Origin of the sequence: Microbacterium sp. Root61, assembly GCF_001427525.1 — a bacterium.
Classification (GTDB): Bacteria; Actinomycetota; Actinomycetes; order Actinomycetales; family Microbacteriaceae; genus Microbacterium.
Genome location: NZ_LMGU01000001.1, coordinates 2,493,799 through 2,514,295, shown reverse-complemented (window position 1 = coordinate 2,514,295; position 20,497 = coordinate 2,493,799). Strand labels below are relative to the sequence as shown.

The window sequence follows — 20,497 nt, the reverse complement described above, 5'->3', positions numbered from 1 at the left end:
GGCGGCGGTCAGTACCGCTTTCCCCGGCCCGATAGGCTTCAGGAAAACTGAAGGATGGAGTCTCTGCGTGACAATCCGCCGCGTGCCCTTGCTGTTCGTCTCGTTGGTCGCCGCGGTCGCACTCGTCGCGACTGGGTGCTCGGCGGAAGCCGATCCCACCACGGCCACCACCGCGCCGCCACCCGCCGACTCCGTCGCAGGCGTCACCGTGCCGGACGCGTTCACCGCGATCACGGTCATCCCCATCGGCAACGCACCGCTGCCATTCCGTGGCTCGGACGGCAAGTACCACGTCGTCTACGACCTGCAGCTCACCAACGCGACGGCCGAACCGGCCACGCTCGAGCGCATCGAGGTGGTCGATGGCCTCAAGCCGACGAAGATCATCGCGAGCTTCTCCGGTGCCGCGCTGGTCGACACCACGTGCACGTTCGGAGACTGCAACCGGCTGCGCTCGCTGCCCGCGGGCTACGTCGACACCGCCGTGATCGCACCGCAGGAGAGCCGGGTGCTGTTCATCGACTTCACCCTCGATTCGCTCGACGACGTCCCGACGGCGCTGCTGCACCACCTCTACGGAACCGGCGCCGCGTCGCCGGCATTCGGCACGCCGGGGCCGATCGACTACCTGACCACGCCCGTCGCGATCTCCACCGAGACCGTGCCGGTCATCGCGCCCCCGCTGCGCGGCGACAACTGGATCGCTCTCAACGGCTGCTGCGAGCCGGGCTTCCCGCACCGCAGCTCCGTGATGTCGGTCAACGGCAAGCTGAACAACAGCCAGCGCTTCGCCATCGACTGGAAGCGCACCAACGATGCGGGCGAGTTCTACTCGGGCGACAAGACCAGCAACGAGAGCTACGTCGACTACGGCACCGAGATCCTCGCCGTCGCCGACGGCACGGTCGTCTCGATCCTCGATGGCATGGAGGCCAACGCTCCCGGCACGCTGCCGGCCCACAACCCCGAACTGGCCGCGAAGCTCACGGTCGAGAACGTCGACGGCAACCACGTCGTGCTGGACATCGGCGGCGGCGTGTACGCCATGTACGCCCACATGATCTCCGGCTCACTCACCGTCAAGCCCGGCGACAAAGTGACCGAGGGGCAGGTCATCGGCAAGCTCGGAAACACCGGCAACGCGAACGCCTCGCACTTGCACTTCCAGCTGATGGATGGCCCGAGCCTGCTCGAGGCGGACTCGTTGCCGTACGAGTTCAAGAGCTTCGACTATGACGGCCAGGTCGATCCGTCGGCCATCGCCGACGCGGACGACTATCTGTCGGGGACGTTCCTGCAGGGCAAGCTGCCGAAGTCGGAGTCGCGGACCCTCGAGCTGCCACTCAACCTCGCGATCGTCGACTTCCCCTAGAACAAGCGGTCGGCCTCGAGGGCGGCAGCCACCGCGCGCCCCCTCGAGGTCGTGACGACGGTGGACCGCACTGCAAGACCCGGCGGTGCGGACCCGCGCGGCGGGTCCTCCTCGTCATGACCGTTCAGGCCGTGGACCCGGAGGAGCGGCCGCATCCGCTTGCTCAGCCAGGACCGGTACGGCTTCGGTGCTACAGACGCCATGCCGGGATACAGCCCGAGGTAGGACGACACCAGGTCGGGTCGCTCGCGACCCAGCCACCGCATGAACCAGGACTTCGCCCCGGGGCGAAGATGCAGGGCGCCGTAGACGACGCGGCTCGCGCCGGACGCCTTGATCTGCGCGAGGGCGTCATCCAGCGCCGCGATCGAGTCGGTCATGTGGGGGAGGATCGGCATCAGGAACACCGTCACGCGGAACCCCGCGTCGGCCGCGGCGCGCACCGTCGCGAGGCGGGCATGCGCGGTCGGAGTCCCCGGCTCGAGGGAGTGCTGCAGCGATTCGTCGAACACGGCGATCGACATCGCGATCGAGATGGGGACGGATGCCGCGGCCTCCTGCAGCAGCGGCAGGTCCCGGCGCAGCAGCGTTCCCTTCGTGAGGATCGAGAACGGCGTGCCCGATTCGGTGAGCGCCGATACGATTCCCGGCATGAGCCGATACCGCCCCTCGGCCCGCTGATACGGATCGGTGTTCGTGCCGAGCATGACCGGCTCGTGCTGCCACGACCCGCGCCGCAGCTCCTTGGTCAGCACTTCGGCGACGTTCACCTTCACGACGACCTGCGAGTCGAAGTCGCGCCCTGCATCGAGGTCGAGGTACTCGTGCGTCCCGCGCGCGAAGCAGTAGACGCATGCGTGGGAGCAGCCGCGGTACGGGTTCACCGTCCAGTCGAACGGCATCGCCGATGCACCCGGCACGTGGTTGAGGGCGCTCTTGCACATCACCTCGTGGAAGGTCATGCCGGCGAACTCCGGAGTCGTGACCGAACGTACGAGACCGTCGAGGCGTTCGAGTCCGGGCAGGGCCGCGGCATCCGCCACACCCAGTTCCTGTCCTTGCCACCGCATTCACCAATGGGAACATAGATACGAAACTCTGTCAAGGTGGGCGATGCGTTCCTCGAACGGGTGGCTCACCAGTCACCACGAACACGCGCACGGGGGTGGATCGATCGGGGGCTTCCGGGACAGAATGGGCTGGTGACGGGTCCCGAACCGCACGAATCCCCCCTTACTCGACGCGCCCGCCGATCGCCGCGTGCCGAGGCGATGCCTGCTGCCATCGACACCGCAGGGTCGAGCACCCACGCGGCCATCAGCCGCAGAGCGCTGCGCGAGCACCACCCCGTCGAGGGTCATGCCGAGCAGCCGTCCGCGATCCCCGCGACCAGCGCCCTGCGCGCCCGCCACCACAGATCGACGCCGTCGCCGCTCGTCCCGCTCGACTTTCCGGCCGCAACGAACCCCACGGCTACGACGGCGCCCGCGGCCCCGGCGCCGGCCGCTGCCACGGTCCCGACCATCGACCCGGCAACCCCCGAGTCCTTCTCGCCGCCGGTTCCGGTGCGGCGGAACCACGCGGCATCCGGTCGCCGAGTCGATGCGCCGATGGTGCCGGACCTCGCGCTCACCGAGGCGGCGGACGCGCACGCCGTCGATCTCGTCATCCCCGACCTCCCGCTCGACGAAGACCCGCATTACCTTCCGCCGCCGATCATGCCGGCACCGGCGAGAGCGCTGGCGTCTGCGACCGAAACCCCGCCGATCTTCCATCCGCGCTGGACGCCCACGACCTCGGTCCGCCCGATCGTGCCGTCGCGGGGACAGGCACCCGCCGTCTCGATCTCGGTCCGCCGTGCCGCGCGCGGCGGTGACCTGATGGCGGGTGCCGCCGCTCCCGTGCGGCACGCCCGGCAGCGTCGGGCCGCACGCATCCGGGCCGTCTTCGTCATCGCTGCGGCGGGGGCCCTGGTGTTCGGAGGCGCAGCCGCCGTGACCGCCGCCGTCACCGGTTCCCCCGTGTCCGACAGTGCGGGTGCGCTCGCCCTGCTCGCCCCGGTGCCCCAGGTGGCCGCGTCGATCGCCCCGCCGCCCGTGCCGCCACCGGCGCCCTCCGCCGTCGCGGAGCTCGCGGCCATCAGCCCGTGCGACACACCGGAGGTCACCGCCGCACTGACGGCCGGCGACGACGCCGCGACCATCGCCGCGATGGGCGGCGCCACCGAGTTCCGGCAGGCCGTGGCATCCGGCATGGCGCCATGCGTCTCCCTGGCCGATCCGGCGCGCGTCTGGGTCGTCATCAACAAGGTCCGCCCGTTCGTCCCGCTCGACTACGCCCCGGCGTCGGTCGCGATGCCGGAGGGCGTCCGCAGTCTCTCCGGTGGGGCTCTGCGATCGGATGCCGCAGCCTCACTCGCCGCCATGGCCGCTGCCGCGGCGACCGCCGGTGTCGGTGAGATCGCGCTCGAGAGCGGCTATCGGTCGTACACGACCCAGGTGACCTCGTACGGCAACCAGGTGGCGGCCCGCGGTACGGACGGGGCCGATCTGGTCAGCGCGCGACCCGGCTACAGCGAGCACCAGAGCGGACTCGCGGCCGACGTGGTGGCGTGCGCCGGCGGGTGCGGAACGCTCGACGACCTCGCCGCGACGGCGCAGGGGCAGTGGGTCCTTGCGCATGCGTTCGAGTACGGCTGGATCGTGCGGTACGAGGACGGGGGGACCCCGGTGACCGGCTACCTCCCCGAGCCGTGGCACCTGCGGTACATCGGGCCCGATCTGGCGCGTGAGTATCACGACGGCGGCTGGCACACGTTCGAGGAGTTCTTCGGACTCGAACCCGCCAGCGGCTACATCGGATAGAGGCATCCCACAACGCGGTACCCAGTTCCATCGTTCGCGGGATGCGATGTCACAGGGGTTCAGCGCGCGCCCATCCCGGTACCCTACAATCGCAGCGGCGACGCGGCTCCACGAACCGTCGCCTCGACACGGACCGCGCGACGCGGACAGGGAAGGACCGGCACATGGATCGCCAGATCTACGACGAAGACCACGAGGCGTTCCGCGACGTCGTCAAGGAGTTCCTCAAGCGCTTCGCGAGCGAAGAGAAGCGCAAGCAGTGGGAGGTCGACGGCGAGATCGACCGCGCGACCATGCTCGCCGCGGGCGAGGCGGGCATCATCGGACTCTCGGTTCCCGAGGAGTTCGGCGGCGCCGGGATGCTGCAGGACTACCGCTTCCGCTCGATCGTGCTCGAAGAGGTCATCGGCGCCGGCTACGGCTCGCTCGCCGGGGCTTTCGGCATCCAGGACGACCTCGCCGTGCCGTACATCGCGCACATGGGCACGCAGGAGCAGAAGGAGAAGTGGCTCCCCCGCATGGCCACGGGCGAAGTGCTCGGCGCGCTCGCGATGACCGAGCCCGGCACCGGGTCCGACCTGCGCGGCATCAAGACCACCGCGAAGAAGGTCGACGGCGGCTACATCGTCAACGGCGCCAAGACGTTCATCTCGTCGGGCGCGACCGCCGACATCGTCGTCACGTTCGTCAAGACGGGCGAGGGCAACAAGGCCGACGCCTTCAGCCTCGTCATCCTCGAGGACGGCATGGCCGGTTTCGAGCACAGCAAGAAGCTCGAGAAGATGGGCTTCCACGGCTGGGACACGGCGGAGATGTCGTTCGTGGACGTGTTCGTGCCGGACGAGAACCTCATCGGCGGCAAGGAGGGGCTCGGCTTCATCCAGCTCATGATGAACCTGCCGCTCGAGCGCCTCTCGATCGGTGTCGCGGCTGCCGCCGCGGGCGAGGCCGCGTTCGTCTGGACGCGCGACTACACGCTCAGCCGCGAGGCGTTCGGCCAGCCGATCGCCGACTTCCAGAACACGCGCTTCAAGCTCGCCGACATGGCCACCACGGTCGACGTGATGTGGGCCTACGTCGACCGCGCCATGATGCTCTACACCGAGAAGAAGCTCACGGCTGAAGAGGCCGCGAAGGTCAAGTTCTGGACCACCGACCGCGAGTGGGAGCTGCTCGACACCGGCGTGCAGCTGCACGGCGGCTACGGGTACATCACCGAGTACCCGATCGCCCGCGCGTTCCTCGACGCCCGCGTGCACCGCATCTACGGCGGCACCAACGAGATCATGCGTGACCTCGTCAGCCGCCAGATCGTCGGCAAGCGCTGACCGTTCGCTGAACCGGTGTGAGACGTCTGTAAAGGTGCGACTTCACGGCCTTTAAGTTGATCCTCGGCTTTCAACCTGAGCTCAGTTGCGTGAGTTGATCCATGAAATCGATGAGATGTTGCGGCGGGGCGGCCTCGGAGGACTGAGCCGACCCGCCCAACATCTGCGTCGTCGACGAGCAACTGGCCGGACGATAGGGCTGGATGCGAATGTCGGTCGGTCGGCGGACACGTTCGGAAGGCGCATCAGGAATGTGGGCGTCGTTCGCGCGTGACGTCGATCGGGGTGAGGCCCGCCTCCAGTGCGTGGACGTCGTCCGAATGACACAGTTCGGTTCCCGGCAGCATAGCGGTGGCGCCGCCAGAGGCGACCGCCGTGCGGAATGACGTGGTCACGTCATTCCCCTGAGCGAGCCGAAACACGAATCCCCCGAGGAAAGAATCGCCGGCCCCGACAGTGCTCTTAGCCTCAATCGGTGCCGCGGGCAGGCGCAACGCCTCGTTTGCGGTGACAACCAGTGCGCCGTCGGCCGCCATGGTGAGAGCCACCACTTCGCACCCACCGGTATGCACGAGTTCGCGAGCGGCCTCCTGCATTTCGACCTCATCATGGAGTTGGGCACCGACCAGTTCGCCCAGTTCGCGCCGGCTCGGCTTGATCAGGTACACGCCCTCGTCGAGTGCAGCGCGCAAGGCCTCACCGGACGTATCGATGACGCACCGTGTCCCTTTCTCGCGGGCGAGCCGCGCGATGCGTGCATAGAGGTCCACCGGGGCGCCGGGAGGCAGGCTTCCGCTCGGCACGATGTATCCGCCGATGGGCATGTCGTCGGCCACCGCAGACAGGAGGGCCCTCCACTCAGGCTCTCTCAGCTCGGGACCGGGCAGCACGAACCGGAACTGCCGGCCAGTGTCAGTCTCATCGACGGTGAAACTCGAGCGCGTGTTGGCGGCGACACGAACGGCACGGCCGACGATGCCTTCTCGCTCGAGCAAGTCGCGGTAGGCCTGGCCGGTCGGACCGCCGACCGTGTACACGGCGATCGATCGGCCGCCGAGGTTGTGTATGACACGCGAGACATTGATCCCGCCGCCACCCGGATCCAACCGGGTGGGCCCACAGCGCATCTTATGCTCGGGCACCACCTGAGCAGCGGTGGTTCCGATGTCGAGCGCGGGGTTCGGGGTCACCGTGACGATGGGATCGTGATGGAGCGGGTGCTTCCCATGTGCTGCCATGGGGTCAGTGTACGAGCCCGAGGGCTCCACGCCGAGGGGCACGTAGTTTGGGTGTTGCCCACCAGACGCGTTGCGGGGCGCTTGTGGTCGCAACGGCGAATCACGCTGATTCCCGCACTACATCTACGGCGGGAATCTGCCCCCGGCACGGCTGATCTCAGTTGACTGACTCGGCGTCACGCGTCAGAGTCAGCTTCCGCTCGTCTCGTCCTCTGCGCTCTGGGCCAGTTGCGCCTGCACGGCCCGGTGGACGTTGCCGTGAACGTGGTCGGTGCCGATCCGATCGAGGATGCCCTCGGCCTTCAGCACGGCGAGGACTCGTGATTTGATTCGGGCCAGTCGCAGCGTGACGCCCTCGGCGTCCATCAGGTCGACGAGTTCGGTGAGTTTCGCTGCGCCCTGCGAGTCGACGAACGCGACGCCTTCCAGATCGATCACCAGTGCCGTGAGGGGCGGGTCCGTGGAGATGATTTCGCGGATGCGCTCATCGAGTGCCTCCGCGGTGGCGAAGAACAGGCCGCCGTCCAGACGTATCACGGCGATCCCGGGGAAGGTCTCATCGGCAGGGTTGAGGTCGATGTCGCGGAAGACCTGGGTGCCGGGCTCGCGGCCCAGAAGAGGCATGGCGGGTCGCGTCGAGACGTAGATCAGCCACCCGAGCGACAACGCGATGCCGATGACGATCCCGAACAGCACGCCCGCCGAGAGCACCCCCACCAGCGCCGCCACAGCAATCCAGAAATCGAATCTGGACACGCGCCGCAAGCGAGCGAACTCCTTCACGTCGATCATGCCGAACACGACCGCGTCGATGATGATGGCTCCCAGCACCGCCTTCGGCAGTTCCGAGAAGAGAGGCGCGAGGAAGAGCAGTGTCAGAATCACCAGCCCTCCCGTGGTCAGCGATGCCACGGGCGTGCGCGCGCCGGCGGAGTCATTGAGTGAACTGGCCGACAGGCTCGTCGAGACCGGCATCCCCTGGAACAGACCGGCGCCGACGTTGGCCATCCCCTGGGCGACCGCCTCCTGGTTCGCATCGATGCGGTAATGGTGCCGGGTCGCGAAGGACCGGGCGTCGCCTGCCGTCTGCGAGAACCCGATCAGCAGCAGCGCCAACGACGCAACCACGATCTCAGGGACGTTCCGCAGCACGATGTCGAGGCTCGGCAATTGCGGGACGGGCAGCCCGCTCGGCACGGCGCCGACCAGCGCCACGCCTCGTGCGCCTAGGTCGAGCAGGGAGGAGGCGAGGAGACCGCCGAAAACCAGCACCAGCGCGCCAGGGACCTTCGGCGCCCAGAATCGCAGAGCCAAGATCACCGCGAGGGCCCCCGCGCCGACCACCAATGTCGGGACGTGGATGGCGCCTAAGCCGACGATCCACGACGCGAACTCTCGCCAAACGTTGTCGCCCTCGCCGGAGGTGCCGGTCAACTTGGGCAGCTCGCCGACGACCACGTCGACCGCGGCCCCGGCCAGGAACCCGGTGACGACGGCCCTCGAAAGGAACTGGGCGATCCAGCCCATTCGGAAAAGCGCGAGAAGCAGCAACAGGATGCCGGTCACCAGCGTGATCGCGGCCACGAGCTGTGCCGCATCACCGCCGGTGACACCGGTCACGATCACCGCACCCCCAGCGACAGTCGCCAAGGCCGAGCTCGGTCCGGTGGAGATTTGACGTGACGTGCAGAACAGCGCGTAGATGATCGCGCCGGCCGCCGCTGCGTACAGGCCGTTCTGAACCGGGATGCCCGCGATCTCGGCATAGCCGAGGTTCTTCGGCACGATCATCGCGACGACGGCCACTCCCGCGATGATGTCCGCACGCAGCCATCGCGCCTCGTACCGGGGCAGCCAGCGCAGGATTGGAAGAAACCCCCCGGAGCGGCTCTTCGCCTCTGTCCGCACAGTTGCCTCCGACCATCGCCGCGTAAGGGAGCCCGGCAAGGTTGGGGACGCGCTTCGCCGGCACCGTGGACCGGTGTTCCCGAAATTGCCCTGACGGCATGATACGTCGCGGTGACTCGCCGGTCACGATGCTCTCGTCGCACGCGATCCAGCTCGCGCAGACCTGTCTTTGCCGTACGGCGGGCTCTCGGGGCTTTCCGGATGCCGCGACCTCTGGCCTCGATGGGCGGGGGTCGCGGCATCCGTTGATTCGAGCGGCATTTCCTGGATGCTGTCGATCCGGGGCGTGCTCGATCGTCATGGTGGTGCAAGCATGAACCGACGAGAGGAACGCGATCATGCGCTACACCCTGTTGTTGCACTACCCCGAGATGAGCCCCGACGAGCTCGGACCCGAGGCGATGGCCGAGGGGATGCGGGCCTTCGACCTGTACGCCAAGGAGCTGAACGACGCAGGCGCCCTGCAGTCGGCCGAGGTGCTCCAACCCTCCGCGATCAGCACGACGGTCTCGCTCGCGGGCGGCGAACTCGTCGTCCAGGACGGACCCTTCGCGGCCACGAAGGAGCAGCTCGGCGGCACCTTCGTGATCGACGTGGCCGACCTGGACGCGGCGATCGCCTGGGCGGCCAAGGTGCCGTCCGCGCAGTACGGCACGGTGGAGATCCGCCCGACCGCGACGCGCTTCGTCGACGGCGAATGGACGGCGTTCGCGGGGATGTGATGCCGCCGCACGAGGGTCCGGATGACGCACGTGCCGCCGCCGAGCGCGCGGCGCGTGCCTCGTACGGCCGCCTCGTCGCGCTGCTCGCGGCGCCGACGCGCGACATTCCACTCGCCGAGGACGCACTCGCGGACGCCTTCGAACGCGCCCTCACGGTGTGGGCCGAGCAGGGTGTGCCGGCGAACCCCGAGGGCTGGCTGCTCACCGTCGCACGCAACCGACAGCGCGACCTCCTGGGGTCGGCAGCGCACCGCACATCCGCCGTACTGGAGGAGGAGGCATCCGTCATGGCCGTCCTCGACGATCTCGATCTCGACGCGATCCCCGACAAACGGCTCGAGCTGCTGTTCGTGTGCGCGCATCCGGCGATCGACGCCGCCGTGCGCACCCCGCTCATGCTGCAGGTCGTGCTCGGCATCGGCGCGGCCGAGATCGCCCGCGCGTTCGCGGTGCCGCCGGTGGTCATGGCGCAGCGGCTCGTGCGGGCGAAGCGCCGGATCCGGCACGCGGGCATTCCGTTCGCCGTGCCGACGCGGGCCGACATGCCGGCGCGGCTGCCCGCGGTGCTCGAGGCGGTGTACGGCGCCTACGCGGTGGCGTGGAGGGATGACGCCGACCTGTCCGGCGAGGCGCTCTACCTCGCGGTCACCCTCGCCGAGCTGCTGGGCGACGAGCCCGAAGCGTACGGTCTGGCCGCGCTGGTCGCGCTCTCCGCCGCGCGGGGCTCCGCCGCCGGCGGCGAGTTCGTCCCGCTCGACGAGCAGGATCCGGCGGGGTGGGATGCCGCGCTGATCATCCGAGGAGAGCAGATGCTGCAGACGGCATATGCGTTCCACCGTCCCGGACGGTTCCAGCTCGAGGCGGCGATCCAGTCCGCCGTCACGGCGCGCGCATCGGGAGAGGCGGTGGACGCCGCCGTCGTGGAGCGCCTCCATGTCGCGCTCGTCGCGGTGGCCCCGACCCTCGGCGCACGGGTCGCGCTCGCCGCCGCGACCGGCGACGCCCGTGGCGCGGCGGCGGGTCTTGCGGCCCTCGATGAGATCGATGGCGCGGGGAGCTTCGGTCCGTACTGGGCCACGCGGGCGCACCTCCTCGCCGCCGCGGGACGGCGGGCCGATGCGGCCGCGGCTTACGACCGCGCCATTGCGCTCGTCGAGGGCGCGTCCGAGCGGCGGTGGCTGGCTGCCCGCCGCAGCGCACAGCGCCTGATCTAGTGCTGCCCTGCGGGCCCGTCGCCGCGGCCGAGGCCCCGGCTTGCGAGGCCGCGCCTTCGGGCGAGCCGCGCCACACCGGTGGCACGAAGCCGGTCGCCGATCAGGATCCCGAGGAACGTGCCGGCGAGGCAGCTCGCGAGTGTCAGCGCGAAGAAGCCGACCTGGGTCCAGAAGGGCATCGACCACAGGTCGAACGACACCGCCGCGAGAATCGGGTACACGATGCCGACGAACGCGGCCCCGGCGAAGTACTGCCACGTCTTCCAGGACCGGTACAGCGCCAGGAGGAACGGCAGCTCGGCGAAGAACGCCCACCACAGGTTGGTGGCTAGGAACGGGAAGACCACGAGGCCGGAGATCAGCCCGACGAGCAGTCCGGCAAGTGGGCGTTCGAGCAGCCGGAGCGCGACGACGGCGGGAAGAAGCCAGAGGCCCGCGATCATGACGGAGAAGAACGGCACGACGGCGAACAGGGCGGTCGACAAGGCCGTGGCGCCCCACAGCAGCACACCCCCGGCCACGCCGATCGCCGCGCACGTGAGCAGGTAGGCGGTCGAGACCCGGCTCACCGCACGGCTCCCTCGATCGAGCCGGCCTGTTGCGACTTCGGAGCGGGGGAGGCGGCGCCGACGCGCCAATAGCCGCAGAAGCTCACGTGGTGCTTGTCTACCTCGCGCTCGGCCACCAGGTAGCGGCGGGCGCCGGTCGGCAGCGCCTGCTCGCCGGCGATGTAGGCGTGGAAGGGGGCATCGGGCAGCGTGGCACTCCGCAGGGCCTCGAGGGCGAGCACTCCCGGCTTGGCATCGTGGTCATCGCGCACCAGCCATTGCACATCGATGCCCGCCGGCGCAGTGAACTCCAGCACATCGGCGACGGAGGGCGCCTCGAGGATGACGACGCCCGAGGCGTCCGTCGGCAGGCTCGCGCAGATCGCGGTGATGGCGGGCAGCGCCGTCTCATCGCCGACGAGCACGACGCGGTCGGTCCCGCGCTCGGGGTTGAACGTCAGCCCCTCGTCGATGATCACGACGCTCTCGCCGACCTCGCACGACTGCGCCCAGCGCGAGGCGGGACCGGCAGAGCCGTCGTCCATCGAGCCGTGCAACACGAAGTCGACGTCGATCTCTGGCCCGCCCGAGGGGCCACTCTCGCGGTAGGCGCGCACGGAATAGTTGCGCATGACCGGCCGCATCCCGTCGGGAATGCGAAGGTATTTCAGGTAGCCGAAGATCTTGTTCGCCTTCGCCGGGATGCGGTCGAGCCCCTCGTCGCCGCCGAGCGGCAGGAAGATGCGGAACCACTGGTCGTAGCCCATGTAGTCGAATCGGTCGATCTCGCCGCCGCCGAGGGTGATGCGTGCCCAGTGCGGGCTCAGTCGCTGCGTGCGCAGGACGCGCAAGTGCAAGAGTTCCTGGTGGGCGGGCTTGACGAGGCTGCTGAAGCGCGGCATCGGGGTCCTCTCGAGCAGAAGGGGTGCGTCAGGTCAGGGTCCACGGGAAGAAGGCGACGAACAGCCCGGCGGAGACGATCCAGAACGCGAGGACGAACACCACGTCGCGCGCCCGGAACGGAACGAGGTGCCGCTCGGTGCGGTCGGGGTAGGCACCGAAGGCGCGGGCATCCATCGCCAAGGCGACGCGCTCGGCGTGCCGGATGGCGCCAGCCAACAGCGGCACCATGTAGCCGCCCCAGCGCGCGAGGGCGGCGAACGGGCCGCGCCCGCCATGTGCGCCGCGCACCCGGTGCGCCTGGCGGATCACCTCGAGCTCGTGGCCGAAGCGCGGCACGAAGCGGAAGGCCGCGAGCGCGGTGTAGCCGATCCGGTACGGCACGCGCAGCTGCTGCACCATCGAGCGCACCAGGTCGGGCCCGGTGGTGCTGAGGCCCGCGAGCAGCGCGAGCGAGGTGATCGCGGCGAGGCGCAGGGACGTGGCGAACCCGATCTCGAGGGCGCCCTCGAAGAGGGTCCAGCCGCCCACCTGTACGAGGACCGGGGTGTGGTCGACCTGCCCGGCATCCACCCACAGCGAGAAACCGATGCCGATCGCGGCCACGGCGACCGGGATGGCGACGAACAGCAGCAGCGCGATGCGGCCGGTGAACCGCACTCCGACGAGCACGAGTGCGTAGGCCAGCGCGAGGAAGGCGAGCGGTGTCGCCAGGTCGCGCACGAACACGAGGAGCAGCATCGCCGGCGCGGGGCCGGCGAGCTTCGCGAGCGGGTTGAGGGCGTACAGGAACCGCGCCCGCGAAGCCGGAGCGGTCCGTGCATAGGGATCGAACACGGAACGCGGCGCGGGCGCCTGCGCGGGGGTGGACAGGGCCGGCGGCAGCGCGGTCATGCGACGCCTCCGGGAAGGTCCGCGAGGCGGGTCGCACGCGCGAGTTCGGGATGCCGCGACAGTCCGTGCAGCGCGGTCTGCAGGGGCGGCGGCCGTAGTCCGGCCCGTGCGATGAGAGCGTGATCGGCGAAGATCTCGCTGCTCGGACCGTTGCCGATGATACGGCCGTCGTCGATGACGATCACGCGGTCGGCGTACTCGGTGACCAGCTGCATGTCGTGGGTGACGACGAGAATCGTTGTGCCCTCGTCGTTGAGCTCGCGCAGCAGATCGAGCAGCTCGTCGGCGCGCGCACGGTCCTGCCCGAACGTGGGCTCGTCCAGAACGAGCACCGGCGCGCCGGCGACCAGCGCCGTACCGACCGACAGCCGACGCTTCTGCCCGCCGGAGAGGAGGAACGGATGCGACCCGGCCTTCTCGGTGAGGCCGAAGCGGTCCAGCAGCTCCTCGGTGCGAGCGCGCACGTCGGCGTCGGGCAGGTGCCGGAGCCGCAGTCCGTGCGCGAGCTCGTCGAACACGGTGTGCGCGATGAACTGGTGCTCGGGGTTCTGGAAGACGAACCCGACGCGCGACGACAGGGTGCGAGCGTCCGCGCGACCGACGTCGAGATCGCCGATCGTGACCGCGCCCCGCGGCGGCGCGATGACGCCGGCGATCGCCTGGATGAGTGTGGTCTTGCCCGCGCCGTTCGCGCCGACGACGGCGACGAACTCTCCGGTCGAGATGTCGAGGTCGATGTCGTGCAGGATGGTCGAGCGGCCGCGGCGGAGTGTGAGGTCGCGCACTCGCACGAGCGGGGGCGTTTCGTCTCGCTGCGCCGGCTCAGCGACCGGGGAGGGCTGCGCCGCCTCACCCACCGGGGAAGAGTCGGCAGGCGCCACCTCCGGCCCGTTCTCGGCCTCGAGCGCGGCACGCAGTTCGAGCGGAGTCAGCGGCAGCGGATTCAGCATCCATCCCGCTCGGCGCAGTCGCAGCGCCGCGAGGGTCGAGGTCGGCAGCCACACGCCGAGCTCGTGCAGTTCGTCCGCCCGTCCGCGCAGGATGTCGTCGACCGTTCCGTCGGCGACGAGGCGCCCAGACTGGTCGAGCACGACGACGCGGTCGACGAAGCCGATGGCGGCATCGAGGTTGTGCTCGACCAGGACGATCCCGCGATCGCCGTCGGCGACGAGCTCGGCCAGCGCCGCATAGACCTCCTCGATGCCCTGCGGGTCGAGGTTCGCGGTCGGCTCGTCCAGCACCAGCAGCGGCGATCCCATCGCCAGGGCGCATGCGATAGCGAGTCGCTGGCGACCGCCGCCGGACAGCAGGTCGGGGTTCTGCGTGCGCCGCTCCCAGAGGCCGACGCGGCGCAGCGCGCTCTCTGCGCGAGCCAGGACCTCATCCACCGGGATGCGCAGGTTCTCCGGTCCGAAGGCGACCTCGTCCAGCAGCGTGCCCGTCACCAGCTGTGCATCGGGGTCTTGGAACACCATCCCCACCCGGGTACTGAGCTGCGCGACGGTGGAGGCGGATGCCTCGGCATCGCCGACCCAGACCGTGCCGGTCACCTCGGCCGGAACCGCGTGCGGGATGAGCCCGTTCAGGGCCAGGGTGAGCGTGGACTTCCCCGAGCCGCTCGGTCCGAGGAGCAGTACCACCTCGCCCGGAGACACATCGAAGGTCACGTCCACCGGGGTCGGGGCATCCGCTTCCTCGTGCGTGATCGAGAGTTCGCGGACGCTCAGGAGGGGTGCCGCAGCGGCCGCCCTGACAGAGGGGGCGGAGGCGTCGCGGTCGATCACGGTCACGGGGGTTCCAGGCTGGAGGGGACTTAGCTCCTCCTAACTTAGTCCACCCTTACCGTCGGAGAACCTCGAGCGTCGCGTCAGTCGCGGCGACTCGTGCGCGCCACACCCGCCCGGCGCAGAGCCGAGCCGATCGCCAGGCCCACCGCCGTCCAGATCACCGGGCCGAGCACGAACAGCGACAGATAGACGATCTGGCCCCACACCGGGAAGCGCGAGACATCGGCGGCGAACCAGATCGCGCCGCCGATCACGACACCGACGATGATCGCCGAGATGAAGAAGCGCCACGCCTCCCACCTCTTGTAGCGGGTCAGAGCGGCAACGCCCTCCTGCAGCCCGCCGATCAGCAGTGCGGTGCCGATGTAGCGCCCCGCCCACAGCGGAACCACGGCACTGGCCACCAGCGCGGCCACGAAGTGGGTGATCAACGCCACCCACGGACGACGCAGCAGCTCCTGGGCCACGACGCCGGGAAGGACGTGCACGCCGAGGACGAGTCCGTAGAGGAGCGGGACCGCCGCGGAGACCGGTCCGCTGATCGCCCCCGCACCGGCTTGCAGGGCGCCCGTGGCGACACCGATCGCCGCGCAGGTGAGCAGAACGCTCGTCGAGATTCGGGATGACGGTGCCACATGCCCAGCGTAATGGCCGTCAGTCATCGATTTGCCCGCGAACCCCTTGGCTGGGAACGACCTGTGAGTTATGTTTTGCGTGGCAGATCGCAGGTGACCTGCCTCTTCGCTCGGCACACCCCCATGTTTGGAGCGCACTATGAGTCGCATCACCCTGAGGGCAGCAGCGGTCGTCACACTCGCCGCACTGTTCACCGGTTCCGCAACAGCAAGCTTTGCTGCGACACCCGGAGGGGAGTTGCCGCCGCCGACACCGATCGACTCACCCACAGGGTCCTACATCGTGCTGCTCGACGAAGACCCGGCAGCGACATATGCCGGCGGGGAGGCCGGGCTCGTGGCGACGCGACCCGATGAGGGCGAGAAGCTCGACACGCAGTCATCCGCCGTGAAGAAGTACGAGGCGTTCCTTGCGAAGCGCCAGAAGGCGGTCGCCGCCGAATCCGGCGTGACCGTCGATGCGACCTACCAGACGGTCCTCAACGGCTTCAGTGCCCAGATGTCGCCCGAGCAGGCGGCGAAGGTGTCCGCCAGCGAAGGCGTGCTCGCGGTCTACCCCGACGAGATCTACCACCCTGACGCCACACCTTCCACCGAGTTCCTCGGGCTCGAAGGCCCCGGCGGCGTCTGGGAGTCCGTCGGCGGCATCTCCGAAGCGGGCAAGGGAATCGTCGTGGGTGTCGTGGACACCGGCATCGCCCCGGAGAACCCGTCGTTCGCCGGTGACGCGCTTGGCACGACCGCGGGCGCGGCGCCTTATCTCGACGGCAACACCGTGGTATTCGACAAGGCCGACGGGACGCAGTTCCGCAGTGACCGTGTGAGCGGGGCCCAGTGGAGCAACGACGCGTACTCGACCAAGCTCATCGGCGCCCAGTTCTTCTCCACCGGTGCCGCAGCGGCAGGGTTCGACTTCCAGTACGACATCCTCTCGCCGCGTGATGGCGCAGGCCACGGTTCGCACACCGCGAGCACGGCGGCCGGCAACAACGCCGTCACGGCCTCGGTGGGCGGTGTCGACTTCGGCGCGATCTCGGGTGTGGCCCCGGCCGCCAAGGTCGCGGCGTACAAGGCCTGCTACGACGGCCCCGACCCCCTCGACAACACCGACGACATCTGCGCCGGCAGCGACCTGATCGCGGCCATCAACGCGGCCGTGTCGGACGGCGTCGACGTCATCAATTACTCGATCGGCGGCGGCGCAGCCACCACGACTCTCGCGGCCGACGACATCGCGTTCTTCAACGCGGCTGTCGCGGGTGTGTTCGTCGCGGTCAGCGCCGGCAACGACGGCCCCGGTGCCTCCACGGCCGACCACGCGTCGCCCTGGTACACCACGGTCGCGGCATCCACGATCCCGACCTACGAGGGAACCGTCGAGCTGCCGTCCGGCCTCAAGGCCGCCGGCGCATCGGTGACGGTGCCCTTCGGCGGCACGGTCACGGGCCCCGTCGTCTACTCGGGTGACATCGCTGCGGCGGGTGCGTCGGCGGCGAACGCCGCACTGTGCTTCCCCGACACGCTGGATACAGCCAAGGCCACGGGCAAGATCGTCGTCTGCGATCGCGGCACCAACGCCCGCGTCGAGAAGTCGGACACGGTGAAGAACGCCGGCGGCACCGCGATGATCCTCGTGAACGTCACGCCGGGTTCGCTCGACAACGACTTCCACGTGGTCCCGACGGTCCACATCGACGCGCAGTACCGCGCGGCGCTGCTGGACTACGTGCGCAACACCGCGGACGCCACGGCTACCCTGGTCGGCGAGAACACCACCGGCGTCACGACGCCCACGCCGCAGATCGCGGGCTTCTCGAGCCGCGGACCGATGCTGGCCGACGGCAGCGACATCCTCAAGCCGGACGTCGCCGCACCGGGTGTGGCGATCCTCGCCGCGACCAACAACCCCGCCGGCACGGCACCCACGTTCGGGTTCCTCTCCGGCACCTCGATGGCGTCCCCGCACGTCGCCGGCCTCGGTGCGCTGTACCTCGGTGAGAACCCGAATGCGACACCCGGTGAGGTCAAGTCGGCCCTGATGACGACCGCGTACGACACGGTCAACTCGGATGGCTCGGCCTTCACCGACCCGTTCTCGCAGGGTGCCGGTCACGTCGACCCCAAGAAGTACCTCGACGCCGGGCTCGTGTACAACAACGGTCCCACCGACTGGGCCGCGTACCTGAAGGGTGTCGGGCTCGCCGACCTCGGCGTGCCGGCCATCGATGCGAGCGACCTCAACCTCGCCTCGATCGCGATCGGCACGCTGTCCAAGGCGCAGACGGTCACGCGCACGGTCACGGCGACCGGTCCGGGCACCTACCAGGCATCCGCGTCGATCCCCGGTGTCACCACCACGGTCTCGCCGGCGACGCTGAGCTTCGGTGCCGCAGGCGAGCAGAAGTCGTTCACGGTCACGTTCCAGAACTCGTCGGCTCCGGTCGAGGAGTGGGCCACCGGCTTCCTCACCTGGACCGGTGACAACGGCAAGGTCGTGCGTTCCCCGCTGGCCGTGCAGCCCGTGACGGCGGATGCCCCGAAGAACGTCCTCGGCGAGGGCATCACCGGCAGCACCGACGTGACCATCGACTCCGGTGTGGACGGTCAGCTCGCCCTCGGCCTGACGGGCCTCGCGCCCATCGATCTGCTGACCGATCCCGCCCACGCGGTGCCCGGCCACTCCGGTGACCAGGACTCGGGCAACGCGAACGGCGACGTGTCGTGGATCCAGGAGGTGCCCGCGGACAGCTCGCTCGCCCGCTGGTCGCTGGACTCGTCGGATGACACCGGCGCCGACCTCGACCTGTTCGTCTACCGCATCGTGAGCCCGACCGACACGCGCTACTACCAGCGCTGGACATCGGCCACCGGTTCGGCCGATGAAGAGGTGTCGCTGGATGACCCGACGCCGGGCTGGTACATGGTCGTCACGAACATGTACCTCACGACCCAGCCCATGACGTGGGACCTGACCTCGGCGATCGTCGCCCCGGGTGGTGCCGGCTCGCTCACGGCGACGCCGAACCCGCTGCCGGTGACGTTCGGCCAGCAGGCGACGTACTCGCTGTCGTGGACCGGTCTGCAGCCCGACACCAGCTACCTCGGCGTCGTGCAGTACGGCGACTCGGCGGTGCGGACGGTTCTCCAGGTCGACGCGGGTGCTGCGGCACCGGTGGCCACCACGGCGCCGAAGCTGACCGGAACCCCGAAGGTCGGATCGACCCTCAAGGTGTCGGACGGAAAGTGGGAGCCGAAGGATGTGGCCCTCACCTACCAGTGGCTTCGCAACGGGGCTCCGATCGACGGTGCCACCACCAACCGGTACAAGGTCACCAAGGCCGACATCGGAGCGACGCTGTCAGCCCGGGTCACCGCCACGCAGGCGGGAAACATCAACACCGGCTCGGCGGTGAGCAACGAGGTGTTCGTCGCCTTCAGCTCGAACACCAAGGTGACGATGAACCGCTACGTCGGCAAGACGTCGGACAGCTACGCCGTGACGGTCGCAGTTACACCGTCGGGTGGGGCGCCGGCCGAGGGTGCGGTCACAGTCTGGGTCGACTCGAAGAAGTACACCGGCACCCTCGCGGGTGGCGCGGTCACCTTCAACCTGCCCAAGCAGAACCGTGGGATCCATGTCGTGATCGCCCAGTACGCGGGTAGCGCGACGGTGGAGGGGTCCACCGGACTCTCCGGGTTCCTCGTCCTGAAGTGATGTGACACGGAGGGGCTCGGGCCTAGCCCGGGCCCCTTCGTCCTGCGCGATTCAGACGCGGCGGCGGCGACGCGTCAGGCGTACGTGCGGCAGGGGCGGGGCGGGGATACGCTCGTCGCCGTGGCCGACCACGCGCCCGAATCGGGCTGAGCCGGCCTCCCAGGCGTCGCGCGCCTCGACGATCTCCTCGTGCGAGCGTGCGACGAAGTTCCACCACATCACGATCTCGTCCTCGAACGGCTCGCCGCCGAGCAGGAACACCGTGGCGCCGTCGCTGCTCTCGAGCTCGATCGTGGTGCGTCCGGTGCCGAGGTAGAGCAGGTGCGCCGCATCGACGGATGCGACCGTCTCGATGACGACCACGCCGTCCACCCCTGCGAGCGCATACTCCCAGTCCGCGCGCAGCGGGATGCGCACGCGCGAGCCGGCGGGCACGTGCACCTCAGCCCCGACGATCGGCGTGTACGCCGTCGCGGGCGAGTGCACGTCGCCGAGCTCGCCCATCACGACCGTCGCGGTGCCGGGTTCGCCGCGCACCGGGTCGAGCGCGAGGGTCGGCAGCGACTCGTGCCGCTCGAACGCGGGCGCGCCGTGGCGGCGGGATTCGGGGAGGGCGACCCAGAGCTGGAGCGCGTCCAGGGCGGCGGCCTCTTCCCCGACCGAGTACTCGGAGTGCGCGATCCCGGCTCCGCTGGTCATCAGGTTGAGAGCGCCCCGTCGCACCACCACGTCGCTGCCGACCGTGTCGCGGTGCCGAACCTCGCCGACGAACGGCCAGGTCACGGTCTGCAACCCGATGTGCGGGTGCGGTTCGACGCGCATGCGGGTGACCTGCGGGCCGAAGCGGTCCAGGAAGCACCACGCCCCGACCATCGGCAGGTCGCGCTGCGGCAGCGCGCGATGCACCTCCATGCCGCGTACGCCGCCCAGCGGCACCGCACGCGATTCCAGCAGCAGCGCCCGTGGGCCGTCGCAGGGCGCGGTCGCCTCGGCGATGGCCTCGGCGTCCACGTCGAAGCGGCTCATACCCCGCCGCCTCCCGACGGCCAGTCGATGGTGAGGCCCGGAACGTCGTTCTCACGCAGGTAGCGGACCACGAACGGGCACTGCGGAACGACGGTCTCGCCGCGAGATGCGACATCCGTCATCGCCTGCGAGACCAGGACGGAGGCCAGCCCCTTGCCTTTGAACGCAGGATCGACCTCGGTGTGCGGGAAGACGAGTCGGCCGCGCGCGTCGGGCACGAACTCGGTGAATCCGCCGAGCACCTCGCCCACGTGGATCTCGTAGCGTCCGGCCTCGTCATTGCGGGTCACGGTGAGCACGTCGCTGATATCGGTCACGGTCTTCCTCTCGTCGTGAACTCCAACGT

16 protein-coding genes are annotated in these 20,497 nt (G+C 69.4%); 6 read left to right on the top strand and 10 right to left on the bottom strand.

The window, feature by feature from the left end:
- Window positions 1-67 precede the first annotated feature (67 nt).
- Window positions 68-1,372: a M23 family metallopeptidase gene (locus ASD65_RS11985; protein WP_156378861.1), complete on the top strand. Its 1,305-nt coding sequence runs from the start codon at window positions 68-70 to the stop codon at window positions 1,370-1,372.
- Here the strand turns inward: ASD65_RS11985 and ASD65_RS11980 are convergent.
- A complete protein-coding gene (locus ASD65_RS11980; RefSeq protein WP_056222914.1) occupies window positions 1,369-2,442 on the bottom strand; it encodes an Rv2578c family radical SAM protein in 1,074 nt (357 codons plus the stop codon). The two genes, ASD65_RS11985 and ASD65_RS11980, sit on opposite strands and share 4 nt — an antisense overlap.
- 201 nt (window positions 2,443-2,643) lie before the next feature.
- On the opposite strand from ASD65_RS11980, the gene ASD65_RS19325 reads away from it, so the two are divergent.
- Together ASD65_RS19325 and ASD65_RS11970 are read left to right on the top strand one after the other, a co-directional pair.
- Window positions 2,644-4,236, top strand: a complete 1,593-nt coding sequence (locus ASD65_RS19325) for a M15 family metallopeptidase (RefSeq protein WP_056222911.1) — start codon at window positions 2,644-2,646, stop codon at window positions 4,234-4,236.
- Window positions 4,237-4,400: 164 nt separating this feature from the next.
- Window positions 4,401-5,564: an acyl-CoA dehydrogenase family protein gene (locus ASD65_RS11970; RefSeq protein WP_056222909.1), complete on the top strand. Its 1,164-nt coding sequence runs from the start codon at window positions 4,401-4,403 to the stop codon at window positions 5,562-5,564.
- Window positions 5,565-5,809: 245 nt separating this feature from the next.
- Here ASD65_RS11970 and ASD65_RS11965 read toward each other — a convergent pair whose 3' ends face one another.
- Window positions 5,810-6,802 carry a 1-phosphofructokinase family hexose kinase gene (locus ASD65_RS11965; RefSeq protein WP_056222906.1) on the bottom strand — a complete coding sequence of 331 codons (993 nt, stop codon included), beginning with the start codon at window positions 6,800-6,802 and terminating at the stop codon, window positions 5,810-5,812.
- 189 nt (window positions 6,803-6,991) lie between these two features.
- Entirely contained in the window at window positions 6,992-8,710 is a 1,719-nt protein-coding gene (locus ASD65_RS11960; RefSeq protein ID WP_056222904.1) for a SulP family inorganic anion transporter, read from the bottom strand.
- Between the two features lie 338 nt (window positions 8,711-9,048).
- Between ASD65_RS11960 and ASD65_RS11955 the strand changes: the two genes are divergently transcribed.
- Both ASD65_RS11955 and ASD65_RS11950 read left to right on the top strand, forming a co-directional pair.
- Window positions 9,049-9,432, top strand: a complete 384-nt coding sequence (locus ASD65_RS11955) for a YciI family protein (RefSeq protein WP_056222902.1) — start codon at window positions 9,049-9,051, stop codon at window positions 9,430-9,432.
- Window positions 9,432-10,646, top strand: coding sequence for an RNA polymerase sigma factor (locus tag ASD65_RS11950; protein WP_056224801.1), 1,215 nt, complete (start codon window positions 9,432-9,434; stop codon window positions 10,644-10,646). The genes ASD65_RS11955 and ASD65_RS11950 overlap by 1 nt, the downstream gene beginning before the upstream one ends.
- On the opposite strand, the gene ASD65_RS11945 is transcribed toward ASD65_RS11950, so the two are convergent.
- From ASD65_RS11945 to ASD65_RS11925, 5 genes are all read right to left on the bottom strand, one after another.
- A complete protein-coding gene (locus tag ASD65_RS11945) occupies window positions 10,643-11,215 on the bottom strand; it encodes an ECF transporter S component (RefSeq protein ID WP_056222899.1) in 573 nt (190 codons plus the stop codon). The genes ASD65_RS11950 and ASD65_RS11945 overlap by 4 nt on opposite strands.
- Window positions 11,212-12,096 carry a siderophore-interacting protein gene (locus ASD65_RS11940; RefSeq protein WP_056222896.1) on the bottom strand — a complete coding sequence of 295 codons (885 nt, stop codon included), beginning with the start codon at window positions 12,094-12,096 and terminating at the stop codon, window positions 11,212-11,214. Before ASD65_RS11940 ends, ASD65_RS11945 begins: the two co-directional genes overlap by 4 nt.
- Before the next feature lie 28 nt (window positions 12,097-12,124).
- The gene (locus ASD65_RS11935) at window positions 12,125-12,988 is read right to left on the bottom strand and encodes an energy-coupling factor transporter transmembrane component T (RefSeq protein WP_082561734.1); all 864 of its coding nucleotides are present in this window, start codon (window positions 12,986-12,988) and stop codon (window positions 12,125-12,127) included.
- Window positions 12,985-14,778, bottom strand: a complete 1,794-nt coding sequence (locus ASD65_RS11930; RefSeq protein ID WP_056222891.1) for an ABC transporter ATP-binding protein — start codon at window positions 14,776-14,778, stop codon at window positions 12,985-12,987. Before ASD65_RS11930 ends, ASD65_RS11935 begins: the two co-directional genes overlap by 4 nt.
- Window positions 14,779-14,855: 77 nt before the next feature.
- Window positions 14,856-15,410 (bottom strand): ECF transporter S component, encoded by a 555-nt coding sequence (locus ASD65_RS11925; protein WP_056222888.1) that lies wholly within the window; start codon window positions 15,408-15,410, stop codon window positions 14,856-14,858.
- Between the two features lie 139 nt (window positions 15,411-15,549).
- Here ASD65_RS11925 and ASD65_RS11920 point away from each other — a divergent pair, with 139 nt between their 5' ends.
- Window positions 15,550-19,125 (top strand): S8 family serine peptidase, encoded by a 3,576-nt coding sequence (locus ASD65_RS11920; protein ID WP_056222886.1) that lies wholly within the window; start codon window positions 15,550-15,552, stop codon window positions 19,123-19,125.
- Window positions 19,126-19,176: 51 nt separating this feature from the next.
- On the opposite strand, the gene ASD65_RS11915 is transcribed toward ASD65_RS11920, so the two are convergent.
- Both ASD65_RS11915 and ASD65_RS11910 read right to left on the bottom strand, forming a co-directional pair.
- Window positions 19,177-20,151 carry a pirin family protein gene (locus tag ASD65_RS11915; protein ID WP_056222885.1) on the bottom strand — a complete coding sequence of 325 codons (975 nt, stop codon included), beginning with the start codon at window positions 20,149-20,151 and terminating at the stop codon, window positions 19,177-19,179.
- Window positions 20,148-20,468: a GNAT family N-acetyltransferase gene (locus tag ASD65_RS11910; protein ID WP_235566683.1), complete on the bottom strand. Its 321-nt coding sequence runs from the start codon at window positions 20,466-20,468 to the stop codon at window positions 20,148-20,150. Before ASD65_RS11910 ends, ASD65_RS11915 begins: the two co-directional genes overlap by 4 nt.
- Window positions 20,469-20,497 lie beyond the last annotated feature (29 nt).